The sequence below is a fragment of the Candidatus Pseudomonas phytovorans genome (assembly GCA_029202525.1).
Taxonomy (GTDB): Bacteria; Pseudomonadota; Gammaproteobacteria; order Pseudomonadales; family Pseudomonadaceae; genus Aquipseudomonas; species Aquipseudomonas phytovorans.
The window spans coordinates 1,879,450-1,893,811 of sequence record CP119325.1; the positions used below are offsets into that span (position 1 = coordinate 1,879,450).

Annotated in this window: 13 protein-coding genes; 5 read left to right on the forward strand and 8 right to left on the reverse strand. The window is 62.4% G+C overall.

What is annotated here, in order from left to right:
• Positions 1-74: 74 nt before the first annotated feature.
• From P0Y58_08365 to P0Y58_08385, 5 genes are all read left to right on the forward strand, one after another.
• On the forward strand, positions 75-626 hold the full coding sequence (locus P0Y58_08365; protein WEK32196.1) for a UPF0149 family protein: 552 nt from the start codon (positions 75-77) through the stop codon (positions 624-626).
• Positions 627-949: 323 nt separating this feature from the next.
• Positions 950-1,579: a glutathione S-transferase gene (locus P0Y58_08370; GenBank protein ID WEK32197.1), complete on the forward strand. Its 630-nt coding sequence runs from the start codon at positions 950-952 to the stop codon at positions 1,577-1,579.
• 27 nt (positions 1,580-1,606) lie between these two features.
• Positions 1,607-3,643, forward strand: a complete 2,037-nt coding sequence (locus tag P0Y58_08375; GenBank protein WEK32198.1) for a pyridoxamine 5'-phosphate oxidase family protein — start codon at positions 1,607-1,609, stop codon at positions 3,641-3,643.
• A gap of 139 nt (positions 3,644-3,782) precedes the next feature.
• Entirely contained in the window at positions 3,783-4,679 is an 897-nt protein-coding gene (locus P0Y58_08380) for a LysR family transcriptional regulator (GenBank protein ID WEK32199.1), read from the forward strand.
• Between the two features lie 157 nt (positions 4,680-4,836).
• Positions 4,837-6,132 carry an MFS transporter gene (locus tag P0Y58_08385; protein ID WEK32200.1) on the forward strand — a complete coding sequence of 432 codons (1,296 nt, stop codon included), beginning with the start codon at positions 4,837-4,839 and terminating at the stop codon, positions 6,130-6,132.
• Between the two features lie 49 nt (positions 6,133-6,181).
• On the opposite strand, the gene P0Y58_08390 is transcribed toward P0Y58_08385, so the two are convergent.
• The 8 genes from P0Y58_08390 to P0Y58_08425 all read right to left on the reverse strand — a co-directional run bounded on the left by P0Y58_08390 (position 6,182) and on the right by P0Y58_08425 (position 14,253).
• Positions 6,182-7,051 (reverse strand): aldose 1-epimerase, encoded by an 870-nt coding sequence (locus tag P0Y58_08390; protein WEK32201.1) that lies wholly within the window; start codon positions 7,049-7,051, stop codon positions 6,182-6,184.
• A 19-nt stretch (positions 7,052-7,070) separates the two neighbouring features.
• Positions 7,071-7,994 (reverse strand): EamA family transporter, encoded by a 924-nt coding sequence (locus tag P0Y58_08395; protein ID WEK32202.1) that lies wholly within the window; start codon positions 7,992-7,994, stop codon positions 7,071-7,073.
• 155 nt (positions 7,995-8,149) lie between these two features.
• Positions 8,150-9,430, reverse strand: a complete 1,281-nt coding sequence (locus P0Y58_08400; GenBank protein ID WEK32203.1) for a TRAP transporter large permease — start codon at positions 9,428-9,430, stop codon at positions 8,150-8,152.
• A complete protein-coding gene (locus P0Y58_08405; protein ID WEK32204.1) occupies positions 9,431-9,958 on the reverse strand; it encodes a TRAP transporter small permease in 528 nt (175 codons plus the stop codon). It lies immediately after the preceding gene.
• Positions 9,959-10,024: 66 nt separating this feature from the next.
• Entirely contained in the window at positions 10,025-10,996 is a 972-nt protein-coding gene (locus P0Y58_08410; protein WEK32205.1) for a TRAP transporter substrate-binding protein, read from the reverse strand.
• Positions 10,997-11,060: 64 nt separating this feature from the next.
• Entirely contained in the window at positions 11,061-11,942 is an 882-nt protein-coding gene (locus P0Y58_08415; protein ID WEK32206.1) for an SMP-30/gluconolactonase/LRE family protein, read from the reverse strand.
• Between the two features lie 24 nt (positions 11,943-11,966).
• A complete protein-coding gene (locus tag P0Y58_08420) occupies positions 11,967-12,773 on the reverse strand; it encodes an NAD(P)-dependent oxidoreductase (GenBank protein WEK32207.1) in 807 nt (268 codons plus the stop codon).
• A gap of 241 nt (positions 12,774-13,014) precedes the next feature.
• A complete protein-coding gene (locus P0Y58_08425) occupies positions 13,015-14,253 on the reverse strand; it encodes an OprD family porin (protein ID WEK32208.1) in 1,239 nt (412 codons plus the stop codon).
• Positions 14,254-14,362: the final 109 nt, after the last annotated feature.

Below are 14,362 nucleotides of genomic sequence, written 5' to 3' on the forward strand. Positions count from 1 at the left end.
CCCGGGTTGCCGCAACCCAGGGTGGCCCGTTGTGCTACGGTGCACCCACTTTTGCTTCCCAGGATTCTCACCCCATGCTCCCTGCACTCAGCCAGAAAGAACTCGACCGTCTCGAAGACCTGCTGATCACCTACGGTAATGACTACTCGGTGCTCAACCTGGCCGAGCTCAACGGCTTTTTCACTGCACTGGCCAGCTCGCCATCCACCGTCACGCCGGAGCATTGGTTGCCTGCCGTGGCCGGTGGCAAGGTGCCGAAGTTCAAGAAGCCAGAGCATGAAGAAGCCTATGTGGCACTGATGCTGCGCTATGCCAGCCAGGTAGCAGAAACGCTGGCCCACGATGTCGAACAGTTCGAGCCGCTGTTTGAGGAGAGCGAAGGCGAGCAGGGCCCCGTAATCGTGATGGAAGAGTGGTGCTTCGGCTACATGCGCGGTACCCAGATCGCCGGCTGGAGCGAGTTGCCGCCCGAGAAGGACCAACTGCTCAAGAGCATTTCGTTACACGGGCTTGAGGATAATTTCGAGCTGTTGGATCAGATGAGCGATGAAGACATTCAGGCTTGTGTACCGCAGGTAATCGATGCCGCGCGCGGGCTGTTCCGGTATTTCAAAAAGCTGCACTGATCGGACATGTGCAGGATGCTGCAGGTTCTTCGCTGGCAAGCCTGCAGCACCGGCCCCCCCCGCTCAGAACCCCAGGCTGACCGTCGCCACCAGCGATGCCGGCCCCCCCCGCATAATTCCCCGCACTGGAAATGGTCTCGATGTCGTCCTTGTCCACCACATTGCGCGTGTTCAGTGATAACCGCAGGGTGTGGTCGCTGCACAGCCGTATTATTACGCCCCGCGAAATTATGGTTTCCCCTGCGCACTGATTCTGCTGCCAGCCGATCCAGTGCAGCATGTGCTCCACCAGCCCATCCCGGTGCTGACCAGGAGCCAAACCCATGTCGAACCCGATCAAGCTCTATAACTTCCCCAAGTCTGGCCACGCTCATCGCATCGAGCTGATGCTTTCGCTGCTGAACCTGCCCACCGAGCTGGTGTTCGTCGATTTGGCCAAAGGCGCGCACAAGCAGCCGGACTTTCTGGCCATCAACCCGTTCGGTCAGGTGCCGGTGATTGATGACAACGGTACGGTGATTGCCGATTCCAACGCCATCCTCGTCTACCTCGCCAAAAAATATGACAACGGCAGCTGGTTGCCCGAAGAACCTGCTGCCGCTGCCCGCGTGCAACGCTGGTTGTCGGTGGCCGCCGGCCCGCTGGCCTTTGGCCCCGCTGCCGCGCGCCTGGTGACCGTGTTCGGCGCTGCGTTCAACACCGACGAAGTGATTGGCCGTGCCCACTCCCTGCTCAAGGTAATCGACGCCGAGCTGGCCAACACGCCATTCCTGGCGGGTAGCACACCTACCATCGCCGACGTCGCCAACTACTCGTACATCGCCCACGCCCCGGAAGGCAACGTGTCGCTGGAGCCTTACGCCAACGTGCGCAGCTGGCTGGCACGGGTCGAGTCGCTGCCGGGCTTCGTGCCCATGCCGCGCACAGTGATCGGGCTGCAGACCAGCGCCTGACACCCCACCATCGGGAGGATCGCCGCCATGCAACAGACTCCGGACCAACGCCCCTCGCCCTGGCATGCGGGCGAAAAAACCCTGCAGGAAAAGGTCGGTGTAGCAGAGCGCATGGAGGCGTTCGGGCAAAAGGTCATTCGTGATCACATGCCCGAGCAGCACCGCATTTTCTATCACCAGCTGCCGTTCATGGTCGCTGCCAGTGTGGACGTCCAGGGCCGGCCTTGGGCGACGCTGCTGGAGGGCCCGGAAGGGTTCGTCGGCTCGCCTGATCCTCGGCAGTTGGTGATCGACACCACGCTGGCTGCTGACGACCCCGCCACCCCGGGGCTGACAGCCGGGAAAGCGATTGGCCTGTTGGGCATCGAGTTGCACACCCGGCGGCGTAACCGTATCAACGGGCAGCTCCAGCAAGCAGCACAAGGGCAGTTGCAGGTGGTTGTGGAGCAATCGTTCGGCAACTGCCCGCAATACATCCAGCTGAGGGACTATACCCGCGTCGATCAACCTAGCCTTGGGCGTTTCGATGCTCAAACACTGGATGCCACGGCCATCAGCATGATCGAGGCCGCCGATACCTTCTTCGTCGCCAGCTATGTCGACCACGATAACGGTCAGCGTTCGGTTGATGTCTCGCACCGTGGAGGGCGGCCCGGGTTCGTCAAGGTCCAGGGCAATCAGCTGACCATTCCCGACTATGCCGGCAACCTGCACTTCAACACCTTGGGCAACCTGTTGGTGAACCCGCAGGCAGGCTTGCTGTTCATCGATTTCAGTAACGGCAACGTACTGCAACTGTGCGGGCGTGCCGAGGTGCTGCTGGATAGCCCGGCCATCCAGGCCTTTGAAGGTGCCGAGCGGCTGTGGACGCTGGAGGTTGAGCAGGTCGTGTGGCGTCCTGCTGCGGTTTCCCTGCGCTGGGCCTTCAAGGAGTACGCACCGACCAGCCTGATGACCGGCACCTGGGCAGAAGCCGACGCACGCCTGCAGCAACGCCAGCGACAGCGCCAATGGCAGGCCTGGCGTGTGCTGCGGGTAGAGCAGGAGAGCCGCGACATTAGCTCGTTCTACCTTGAGCCGCCCGGCGACAGCAGTGTGGTCTTTGCCCCGGGGCAGCACATTCCGGTGCAAGTTCAGGTCGGCGATCAGGCTGCAATGATCCGTACCTACAGCTTGTCCAGTGCACCCTCCGATGGTTATCTGCGTATCAGCGTAAAAGCCCAGGGGCCCGCCTCACGGCACCTGCATGAGCACATCGCGCCAGGTGATGTGCTTCACGTGCGGCCGCCCATGGGCAGTTTCACACTGGATGAGCAGAGTACGCGCCCGCTCGTGTTGATTGGTGCGGGCGTGGGTATCACACCGTTGCTGGCCATGCTGCGTGAACAGCTGAGCAAAGGGCCGGTACGGCGTATCCATTTGTTCCATGGCGCTCGCAGCCTGGCCGACCTGCCATTCGGGCAGGAACTGGCGAGTTTGCGGCAACAGGCTGGCGGTTTGCTGAGCGTTCATCGCGCCCTGAGTCAGCCAGAAGACCAAGCTGTAGCGGGTCACGATTATGAGTTTGCCGGCCGGTTGGGCATCGAGCAGGTCAAGGCGACGCTCGCACTGGACGACTACGATTTCTACCTGTGCGGCCCGGGCAGCTTTACCCAGGACCTGTACGAAGGCCTGCGCAAGGTGCATGTGCCAGATGCACGGATTCATGCCGAAGCCTTTGGCCCCTCGACGCTGCGGCGGCACACCGACGGGGACCTGCCCACCTTGCAACAACCGCCCGCTGCCACTGAGCCGGTGCCGGTCTATTTTGCGGCTTCGGCCAAGGAGGCGCGTTGGGTACCGGGTAGCGGCACCCTGCTGGAACTGGCCGAAGCGCGTGGACTGGCGCCGGAGTTCAGTTGCCGAGGTGGGTCGTGCGGTACCTGCAAGACCAGGCTGGTGAGCGGCCAGGTGCATTACCCGAACCCACCGGCAGAGCTGCCGGAGGCGGGGTCGGTGCTAATTTGTTGCGCGGTGCCGGCGAAAGTGGAGGAGGGGGTACAGGCGCTGGTGCTGGATATCTGAAATTGCCTGTACTACACCGCCCTCAAGACCTGCGGGGGCCCCTGTGGGAGCGGGCGTGCCCGCGAAGAGGCCGGGACAGGCAACACAAACCAATTAAATGAAAGATAATCCCGGCACTTCATAACCCCCAGGAGCCCGCATGGACCAGATCCACCTGATGAAGGTGTTCGTCGCTGTCGGCGAGCTGGAAAGCTTCGCCGCTGCGGCCCGCCGTCTGGACATCTCCCCGGCCGCTGTCACCCGCGCCGTCAGCGCTCTGGAAGACCAGCTTGGGGTCAGGCTACTGCTGCGCACCACCCGCAGCGTGCGCCTGACCGAAGCGGGTGGCCGCTACCTGGAAGACACCCGGCATATCCTCGCCAGCATTCAAGAGGCCAACAAAGCGGCCGCTGGCATCAACGCCACCCCAAAAGGTGACCTGGCCGTCACCGCCCCGATCCTGTTCGGCAAGAAGTTCGTCATGCCATGTATCGTCCGCTACCTGAAGCAGTACCCGGAAGTGGATGTTTCCGCCTACTTCCTGGACCGCGTGGTGAACATGGTCGAGGAGGGCATGGATGTGGCCGTGCGTATCGGCCCGTTGCCCGACTCCGGCTTGAAAGCGTTGCGGGTCGGCAGGGTGAGACGCATGTTGTGTGCCTCCCCCGACTACCTGGCACACCATGGCGTGCCGAAGCATCCTTCGGACCTGGCCGGGCATGCGGTGATCGGCACTACCAACCTGTCGCCTCGTGCAGGATGGCGCTTTGGCGTGACCGAAGAGCCAACCCTGGTGCGCATGAAGCCGCGCCTGACGGTGACCAGCAATGACGGGGCGATCGCTGCCGCCTGTGGCGGGCTGGGGATTGCCCGCCTGTTGTCGTACCAAGTGGCAGATGAGCTGGCCAGTGGGCAGTTGCAGGTGATCCTGGCCGAATATGAAGAAGCGCCCTGGCCGATTCATGTGTTGCACCGCGAGAGCAAGTACGGCTCGGCCAAGGTCAGGGCCTTCATCGACATGCTGGCGCAGGCGCTACGGGCGCAGCAGCTGGATTGAGATCGTACAACGCAAGGTAAAACATCCAGAAATAATAAATGTTGTACGACGACCTATGACATGGCACTCTTTCGCCTGAAACAATTTGTCGCAAATAGCCCTGCCGGCATTTGCGTCAGTTGCTCGCCATTCTAAAAACAAGAAATTCAGGTGAACCATGAAGATGAAAGGCATCCGTTGGTGGATGGTCAGCCTTGTCACGGCTGGGCTCGTCGTCAACTACCTCGCCCGTAACACCCTCTCGGTGGCCGCCCCCACCTTGATGACCGACCTCTCCATCAGCACCGAGCAATACGCCAAGATCGTTGCCAGTTGGCAGGTGTGCTACGCACTCATGCAGCCGGTTGCCGGCTGGTTCATCGACTTTATTGGTACCAAGCTTGGCTTTGCCGTGTTCGCCATGGCCTGGTCGGTGGCTTGTGCCGGCGCGGCCCTGGCCACCGGCTGGCAGAGCATGGCCTTCATGCGGGGGCTGCTGGGCATGACCGAAGCTGCCGGATTGCCGGCCGGGGTCAAGGCCACCACCGAGTGGTTCCCGGCCAAGGAGCGCTCGGTGGCGATCGGCTGGTTCAACATCGGCTCGTCGCTTGGCGCCTTGCTGGCGCCGCCGCTGGTGGTGTGGGCCATTCTGCACAGTGGTTGGCAGCTGGCATTCGTGATCGTTGGCGTCTCGGGCATTGTCTGGACCCTGCTGTGGATGCTGTTGTACAAGCACCCGCGCGACCAGAAGCGCCTGAGTGATGAAGAACGCGACTACATCCTCGCCGGGCAGGAAGCGCACTTCAAACAGGACAGCCGCGAGAAAGGCGCGTGGAAACGCATTTTCAAGACCCGCAACTTCTACGCCATCGCTTCGGCGCGGATACTCTCCGAACCGGCCTGGCAAACCTTCAACGCCTGGATTCCGTTGTACCTGATGACCGAGCGGCACATGAACATCAAGGAAGTCGCAATGTTCGCCTGGCTGCCGTTTCTGGCTGCCGACATCGGCTGTGTACTGGGCGGCTATTTGAGCCCGTTGTTCCACCGCTACTTCAGGGTGTCGCTGTTCACCTCGCGCAAGATGGTGCTGGTGTTCGGTGCCAGCTGCATGATCGGACCGGCCTGCATCGGCCTGGTTGAAAGCCCTTATACGGCGATCCTGCTGCTGTGCATTGGCGGGTTTGCCCACCAGACGCTATCGGGGGCCCTGTACTCCATAACCTCGGACTCGTTCAGCAAGGACCAGGTGGCAACGGCAACGGGTATGGGGGGCATGTGCGGGTACCTGGGGGCGGCGGTGTTTACCTTGGTGTTCGGCATCCTGGTCACGCAGATTGGTTACAGCCCGCTGTTCGTGGTGCTGGCGGCGTTCGATATCGTCGCGGCGGTGCTGGTGTGGAGGGTGGCGCGGGAGGTGCGTGGTAGCTCGGCTGAAAAGCCGATGGCCACACCGGCTGAGGCACTTGCGTAGGGCTTGAGATTTAGGGGCTGCAAAGCAGCCCCAATTCCAGGCGACACGATTACAGTGCTTGATATTGCATCCTGAACTTCAGGCTCATCGTCTCCCCGCGCTGCAACAGCCTCAGCCCCGGTCGCCCGGGCAGGTGATGCGCATTGATCGGGTGACTTACCGGCTCAAAGCAGAAAAAGTCTTGCCCCTGCGGGCAGAACAGCAGGAAGTGCTCAGCTCCGTTGGCGCTGCACGCCAACCGATACCCGGCACCCGGCTGCTCAATCACGCATTCACCCGGCCAGCCACTGAACGCGTGATCGACCACCGTCTCCGGCAGGTTGCCAAACGTCTCGAATCGCCACTGCTCCGGCACTTCGGCCTCATACGACGGCAAGCGCCCATCCTCGGCCAGCCACACCTTGCGGGCCGCTGCATACAGCCTGGTATCGGGGTAGCGCGGAAAGTAAGGATGCAGCCCCAACCCGTACCAGTTGGCCGACTCATCAAGGTGCGTCACATGCAGGTCCAGGTTCAGGCACCCCTCATGCAAGTGCACATCAAGGGTTGCCTGGTAGGCAAACGGCACTTCGCTGTTCAACGTCAGCCGTGCACGCCGTTTACTGTGATGTTCCACCTGCCAGGCCTGTTGCCAGGCGCTGCCATGAATCGGGTAGGGATCGTGCCCGGTATTGGGCGTCAGCGCCTGCCAGCCTTCCGGCCGGGCAAAGCCGCCTTGGGCAATGCGGTTGGACCATGGCGCCAGCGGGTAACAGGCCAGGCGTCGTGGGGTACCACTGGTCAGCGCGGCCGGGTCAGAGTGGCGCAGCAACGGCTGCCCGCTCGCTTTCACTTCCCAGTTGACCAGGCTGGCGCCCAGTTCAGGCGCCAGGCTCAGGCGGGTCAGGCGGTCCTGCAGGTGGAGTTCGGTCACAGCCATTCAAGGCTCCTTTGAAAATTCAGCTGGCCCGGCGGTAAGTGAGCAGCACGATGCCGCACACCACTACGCCGCCGCCAAGCAATTGCAGGGGGCTCAGCTGCTGTCCGAGCAAGGCCCAGCCCAGCAGGAGGGTGGCGATGGGTTCGACGTTCATCACCGGTGCGTTCTGCGCCATGTTCAGCCGTGGCACGCACACAAACAGCAAGGTGAAGGCCAGGCCATAGAGCACCACCAGGCTGGCCAAGGCCACCCAGCCATTGCTGCTTCCGGGCAGTGACAAACCGGATGGCATCACGCCGCTGGCGCCTGCAACCAGCATGCTGGAGAACACGATCAGCAAGGTCAGCAGGCTGCGCACCGGCCCGCGTACGCCTGCCAGTTTGTGGTCGGTGATCCACAAGGCACAGGCGAAGGCGCAAGCGGCGCCGAAGGCCAGGCTGATCCCTGGCACCCAGTGGGGGTTGGCCGCGCCGCTGTCGGACAGGCGTGCCGGCACATCCAGCGCCAGTACCAGTCCGCACAGGATCAGGCCCATAAACAGCACGGTGCGGCCAGTGGGGCGTGCGCCACCCAGCGCCCAAGTCAGCAGCGCCAGCAGCATCGGGAAGGTGTTGCCCACCAGCAGCGCCAAGGCCACCGGAATGCGCGCCACCGCCGAGTACAGGCACAGGCTTTGGGTAGCGATCAGCAGGCCAAGCAGCAGCTGCCAATGTCGGGTGCCAGCGGGCATGCCCAACGCCTGGCGTTGCCATAGCAGCAGGCAGGCCAGCACCAGCAAGGTGATGCCCGAACGACAGAGAATCGCCAGCAACACGCCGGTGCCGTCATCGAAGGCGATGCGGGCAGCGATGTGGTTGCCTGCGAATGAGCAGGCCAGCAGAGCCAGCAGGGCAATGGCCAGCTTGCGTGGGAACAGGGGGAGAGCAGAGGAGGGGACAGCCATGTGCAGGATCCGTTTGCAGGGAGGGCCAAGGGGGCTGCTTCACAGCCCATCGCCGGCAAGCCAGCTCCCACAGGGACCGCACCGCTTTCAAAGCTTGCGCAATACCTGTGGGAGCTGGCTTGCCGGCGATGGGCCGCAAAGCGGCCCCGCTTTTTTTACAACACTACGCTAGGCAGCCACAGCGAGATCGCCGGAATATAAGTCACCGCCATCAGCACCATGAACAACGCCAGGTAGAACGGCAGCAGCGCCTTCACCGTCGATTCGATGCTCACCTTGCCAATCGCCGAGCCCACGAACAGCACAGCCCCCACCGGCGGCGTGATCAGCCCGATCCCCAGGTTCACCAGCATGATCATGCCGAAGTGCACCGGGTCCACGCCGATACCGTTGATCACCGGCAGCAGAATCGGCGTGAGAATCAGGATCAGCGGCGCCATGTCCATCACCGTGCCCAGCAGCAACAGCATGAAGTTGATGCACATCAGGATCACGTAGCGGTTGTCCGACAGGGTCAGGAACGCCGTGGTGATCTTCGACGGGATCTGCATCAGCGTCATCACGTAGCCGAAGCTGGCGGCAAAGCCGATCAGGATCATCACGATGGAGATGGTCCGTACCGTGCGGTGCATCAGCTTGGGCAGGTCGCGCCACTTGTAGTCGCGGTAGATGAACATGGTCACGAAGAATGACCACACCACCGCCACGGCTGCCGACTCGGTTGCGGTGAACACGCCCGACAGGATACCGCCGAGGATGATGACCATCGCCATCAGGCCCCACAGCGCCTCACCGGCAATTTTCAACGCCTGGCGCAGCGGGATCACTTCACCCTTGGGGTAGTTGCGCTTCCGGGCGAAGATCAGGCACAGGCCCATCATCACCGCGCTCAGCAGCAAACCGGGCATGACACCCGCCATGAACAGCGAGGCAATCGACACCGTGCCGCCTGCCGCCAGCGAGTACAGCACCGAGTTGTGGCTGGGCGGGGTCAGCAGTGCCTGCACCGAGCCGCTCACGGTCACGGCAGTGGAAAACTCACGCGGGTAGCCTTTGCGCTCCATCTCCGGGATCAGCACCGAGCCCACCGACGCGGTGTCGGCAACAGACGAACCGGAGATCGCTCCGAAGAAGGTCGAGGCCATGATGTTGACCAACGACAGGCCGCCACGCACGAAGCCCACCAGCACCCCGGCAAAGGCCACCAGCCGCCGTGACATACCGCCTTCGGCCATTATCGCACCGGCCAGTACGAAGAACGGAATGGCCAGCAGCGAGAACTTGTTAACCCCACTGGCCACCTGGATCATCATCGCCTGCAGCGGAATGTCGATCCACCAGGCACCGATCAACGCTGACAGGCCCAAGGCATAGGCCACGGGCATGCCCAGCAGGATAAGTGCGATGAAACTGCCCAACAGAATGAACGCATCCATTTATGCCGCTCCTTCGCTTTCTTCTACGTGGTCGAAACGCACCACCTTGCGGTGGCTCTGGTCGCCCAGCAGGAGTTTTTCCAGCACAAAGACCAGGGTCAGCACGCCACCCACCGGGATCGGCGCATAGGTCATGCCCACCCGCACACCCGGCAACGACGCCAGAAACTGGTTCCAGGTGGTGATGCACAGCTTGGTGCCGTACCAGGTCATGAACACGCACACCACAATCATCAGCACCTGCACCAGCAGCGCGACCAGCCGGCGCTGCAGTGGGGGCAGGCGGTCGGTGACCATTGCCACGGCCATGTGCGCCCCGGCCCGGTAGCTGGCGGCGGCACCGACAAAGCTGAACACCACCATCAGCAGGATGGCCACCGGCTCTGGCCAGCTGGAGCCGGTACCGAGCACGTAACGGGCAAAGATGCCCCAAGGGATGATCAGCGACATGGTCAGGATCGACAGGCCGGCGATCCAGATGCAGCCGCGATACAGCGTGTCGTTCGCACGCAGAAAAAGGTTTTTCATGGGCATCACCAAAGCGGCAGGGCGGCGGGCGCCGCACTGCCGAGGTCGTTCAGGAAGGGGCCGGCGTTACTGGACGGCGTCGATGCGCTTCATCAGGTCGGCGTACTGCGCGCCGTATTTTTCGCGTACCGAAGCGGTGGCGTCGTAGAACGGTTTTTTGTCGACAGTGATGAACTCGACTCCAGCCGCCTTCAGCTTCTCTTCGCTGGCGGCAGACTTGGCGTCCCACAACGCGCGTTCTTCCATCTGCGCTTCACGCGCGACCTTCTTCACCAGTGCCTGCTGCTCGGGGCTGAGCTTGTTCCAGGTGGTCTTGGACATCACCACGGGCTCCGGCAGGATCAGGTGGCCGGTCAGGGTGTAGTACTTGGCGCTCTGGAAGTGGTTGTGCTCAAGCAGGGTGGGCGGGTTGTTCTCGGCACCATCGATCACGCCGGTTTGCAGGGCACTGAAGATTTCCCCGGTGTCCATGGCGATGCCGTTGCCGCCCATGGCGTTCATCATCTCGATGAACAGCGGGTTGCCTTGCACGCGAATCTTCATGCCTTTGAGGTCTTCCAGGCTGCGTACCGGCTTCTTGGTGTAGATGCTGCGCGAGCCGCCGTCCATCCAGGCCAGCGCCACCAGGTTGAAATCGGAGTTGGTGATCTTGTCGAGGATTTCCTGGCCGATGTCGCCGTCAATGATCTTGCGCATATGATCATGGTCGCGGAACACGAACGGCATGTTGAACACGTTCACATCCGGCACCACCGGGCCGACGATCCCCAGGCTGACGCGGGTCATCTGCACGGCACCGATCTGCGCCTGCTCGATCACTTCCTTCTCCGAGCCCAGCACGCCACCAGCGAACATTTTGAAAGTGATGTCGCCGTTGCTGGCCTGTTCCAGCTTTTTACCCATGTTCTGCTCGGCGACCACGGTCGGGTAGCCGGCCGGGTGGATTTCGGCGAACTTGATGTCCAGTGCCGAGGCGGGCATGGCCAGGCTGCAGGCGAAGGGGAATACGGCAAGAAGCAGCTTGCGTTTGAACGTCATGATGAAACTCCGTGGTTTTTATTATCTGGTTTCGTGCGTGCAAGTGTGGGTACGGCAAGGGGCGTCAGCCCCGGTAGGCAGGTTCCTCCAGGCCCTTGGTGCCAGGGTTCAGGGCAAATACCCCGCCAGCCAGTGGCTGGTCGCTAAGGTCTGTGCCCGCGGGGCGGATCGAGGTGACGTACAGAATGTCGAGGTTGGCGCCACCGAAGGCGCACATCGCCGGCTTTTTCACCGGCACGCTGAGCGAGCGGTCGAGACGGCCGTCAGGGGTGAAGCGGTGGATCTGCCCGGCATCGTTGCCGCAGATCCAGTAGCAGCCCTCTTGGTCGATTGCCGCGCCATCTGGGCGACCAGGGTAGGCGCGCATGTCGACAAACAGCCGCTTGTTGTGCGGCGTGCCGCTGTCGATGTCGTAATCGAAAGCCCAGACCTTTTGCACGTTGGGGTGCGAGTCGGACAGGTACATGCGTGTGCCGTCGGGGCTGAAGGCGAGGCCGTTGGGCACGATCATGCCGTCTTGCTGCAGGTGCAGCTGGCTTTCTCCATCATGCCGGTACAGCGCACCCACGTGGGCACCTTGCTGCATGTCCAGCAGCATGGTGCCGGCCCAGAAGCGGCCCTGGCGGTCGCAGCGGCCATCGTTGAAGCGCATGCCGCCTTGGGCGTGCGGCACGCTGCTGAGCAGGCGGCTATCAAGGCTGCCATCGGCCCTGGCCTGTAGCTGGAAGATGCCGCTTTCCATACCCGCAACCCAGCCCTGGCCGCTGCGGGCGATGCAGGCCAGCATCTCGTCGCCTTGCCAGACCTGATGGCTACCATCGGCCGCCTGCCAGCGGTGCAACTGGCGGGCGGGAATATCGACCCAGTACAGGGCCTGTTCGCTGGGGTGCCACACGGGGCTTTCGCCGGTGCCGTTGCGGGCGTCGACGATCAGTTCGCAATTCATGGCGTGCCTCCTGGCGTGCGTGAGTCAGTTGAACGGCCCGGCCACGGCGAAGGCGCCGCCCTGGTAGACCATGCTTGGGTCATCGGCGGCGGGCGCCGGCTGGGCTTCCACGGCTTCGCGGAAGGGCTCCGAGCTGTCCTTGGGTGCATAGCCAAGGTGCTCGGCATGGCGGTTGTCCCACCATACGGTGCGGTTGTCGGAGGCGCCGTAGACAATGGTGTGGCCAACGTCGGGCGTGAACAGCCCGCGCTCAATCAGCTGTACCAGGTCTTCATAGCTCAGCCAGGTACAGAGCATGCGCGGGTTTTGCGGTTGGGCGAACGACGAGCCAATACGGATGCTGACGGTCTCGATGCCATAGCGGTCGAAGTAGAAGCTGGCGACATCCTCGCCATAGCACTTGGACAGCCCGTAGTAGCTGTCGGGGCGGCGCGGGGAGTGGGCGTCGATGCGCTCGTCCTGGCGGTAGAAGCCGATGGTGTGGTTGGAGCTGGCGAAGATGATGCGCTTCACCCCATGCTTGCGCGCCGCCTCGTAGACATGGAACACGCCGCAGATGTTGGGGCCGAGGATGTCTTCGAATGAGTGCTCGGTGGACACGCCGCCGAAGTGGATGATGGCATCGACGCCTTCGACCAGGGCATGTACCGCAGCTTTGTCGGCCAGGTCGCAGGTGATGACCTCTTCATGCGGGCCTGCAGCAGGTGCCATGGGGCTGATGTCGGAAAGGCGCAGGACCTCGGCGTAGCCTTGCAGGCGTTCGCGAAGGACCTTGCCCAGGCCGCCTGCGGCTCCGGTGAGCAGCAGGCGATTGAGGGGGGTAGTGGTCATGGCCGGCTCTTGTTGTTAATTGTTGTAGGTTGTCGTATGACTGCGGTGATTATTGGCGGTGCGTCTGGTGGTTGTCAATGAGGCTTGTGTGGCTTTTGCCGGCCTCTTCGCGGGTAAACCCGCTCCCACAGGGACAGCAACAACCTCGCGGGTAGCGTCGCACCTGTGGGAGCGGGTTCATCGAGGCGTCGAACCGCCGCGAACACGGGCGAAGCCCGTGCCATCCAGCCGCAGGTCTTGATCAGAACAACGAGAGCGGATAGTTGAAAATCAACCGGTTCTCATCAAACTCGTTATTGCTGTAATCCCGCCGAATCGACGAATTACGCCACTTCACACTCAAATCCTTGAACGCCCCGCTCTGGATCACATAGGCAAGCTCCGTCTCACGCACCCACTCCTTGCCATCAGTCACCACCCCGCTGTGCACGTCGCGCCCGCTGATATAGCGGTTCATCAGGGTCAGCCCCGGCACCCCGACGGTGACGAAGTTGAAGTCATGGCGTACCTGCCACGAGCGCTCATTGGCGTTGTCGAAACTGGAGTTGTAGCTGTCGTTCGCCAGAGTGCCGCCACTGGTGCCGTTAACACGCATCCAGGTATCGCCATCAACTTTCTGTAGCCCGACCCAGAATGTGCTGCCCCCGTACTTGGCCGAAAACATCCCCGAGTAGGTTTTGTTGTCCAGTTCGCCAGCGCGTCTGGAGCCGTCGTCATCGCCATGGAAGTAGCCCAGGTTGGCGCCCAGGGTCCAGTCACCCACTGGCTGGCTGTGGCTCAGTTGCAGATACTGCTGCTGATATACGTCCTTCAACACCGCATTCCAAAGCCCGACCAAGGTGCGGTCTTTGTTGAACTTGTACTCGCCACCGACAAAGTTGAAACGGTCTGACACACCACCGCCGTAGCTCATGTCTTCCATGCTGGCGTCGTTGCGCGGGCTGTTACCGCGGAACTGCCCACCATACACAGTCAGCCCGGCTATCTCGTTGGAGGTGACCTGCCCGCCACGGAACGTCTGCGGCAGCGAACGCCCGTCGTCCGAACGCAGAATCGGCAGCACCGGCATCCACTCGCCGATTTTCAGCTCGGTCTTCGAGATACGCGCCTTGCCCGCCACCGCCAGGCGCCCATAGTCATCTGCCGGCTTGCCATCGTCATGGCGCGGTAGCAACGCCGTGCCGTAGGTGCCGCCACCGCCATCAAGCTTGACCGACCACAGCCCCAGCACATCTACGCCGAAGCCGACCGGCCCCTCGGTGAACCCCGAACGGGCATCGAGGATGAAGCTTTGCGTCCACTCTTCAGCCTTGCTTTGCGGGTTGCTGGGGTTAGTGAAGTTGCGGTTGATGTAGAAGTTGCGCAGCCCGAGCGTGGCCTTGCTGTCCTCGACAAAACCCGCAGCCAGGCTGGTACCCGGCAGGCCGGCGATAACCCCGGCGCCAAGCAGGGCGAAGGGCAGGGTGTGGCAGATTTTCATTATTGTTGTGCTCCCGAAGGGTATGGCAGCCCGTCCACCGGGCACGCACAAGCGGCCTGCGGCAGGGGCGGGTAGTTAACGGGCCAGTAAGGGCCTGGGGTGAATGCGC

Excerpts from the sequence above, each read along its gene's own strand:
- P0Y58_08365 (WEK32196.1), top strand. The coding sequence starts at position 75 with ATGCTCCCTGCACTCAGCCAGAAAGAACTCGACCGTCTCGAAGACCTG.
- P0Y58_08370 (WEK32197.1), top strand. The coding sequence starts at position 950 with ATGTCGAACCCGATCAAGCTCTATAACTTCCCCAAGTCTGGCCACGCT.
- P0Y58_08375 (WEK32198.1), top strand. The coding sequence starts at position 1,607 with ATGCAACAGACTCCGGACCAACGCCCCTCGCCCTGGCATGCGGGCGAA.
- P0Y58_08380 (WEK32199.1), top strand. The coding sequence starts at position 3,783 with ATGGACCAGATCCACCTGATGAAGGTGTTCGTCGCTGTCGGCGAGCTG.
- P0Y58_08385 (WEK32200.1), top strand. The coding sequence starts at position 4,837 with ATGAAGATGAAAGGCATCCGTTGGTGGATGGTCAGCCTTGTCACGGCT.
- P0Y58_08390 (WEK32201.1), bottom strand. The coding sequence starts at position 7,051 with ATGGCTGTGACCGAACTCCACCTGCAGGACCGCCTGACCCGCCTGAGC.
- P0Y58_08395 (WEK32202.1), bottom strand. The coding sequence starts at position 7,994 with ATGGCTGTCCCCTCCTCTGCTCTCCCCCTGTTCCCACGCAAGCTGGCC.
- P0Y58_08400 (WEK32203.1), bottom strand. The coding sequence starts at position 9,430 with ATGGATGCGTTCATTCTGTTGGGCAGTTTCATCGCACTTATCCTGCTG.
- P0Y58_08405 (WEK32204.1), bottom strand. The coding sequence starts at position 9,958 with ATGAAAAACCTTTTTCTGCGTGCGAACGACACGCTGTATCGCGGCTGC.
- P0Y58_08410 (WEK32205.1), bottom strand. The coding sequence starts at position 10,996 with ATGACGTTCAAACGCAAGCTGCTTCTTGCCGTATTCCCCTTCGCCTGC.
- P0Y58_08415 (WEK32206.1), bottom strand. The coding sequence starts at position 11,942 with ATGAATTGCGAACTGATCGTCGACGCCCGCAACGGCACCGGCGAAAGC.
- P0Y58_08420 (WEK32207.1), bottom strand. The coding sequence starts at position 12,773 with ATGACCACTACCCCCCTCAATCGCCTGCTGCTCACCGGAGCCGCAGGC.
- P0Y58_08425 (WEK32208.1), bottom strand. The coding sequence starts at position 14,253 with ATGAAAATCTGCCACACCCTGCCCTTCGCCCTGCTTGGCGCCGGGGTT.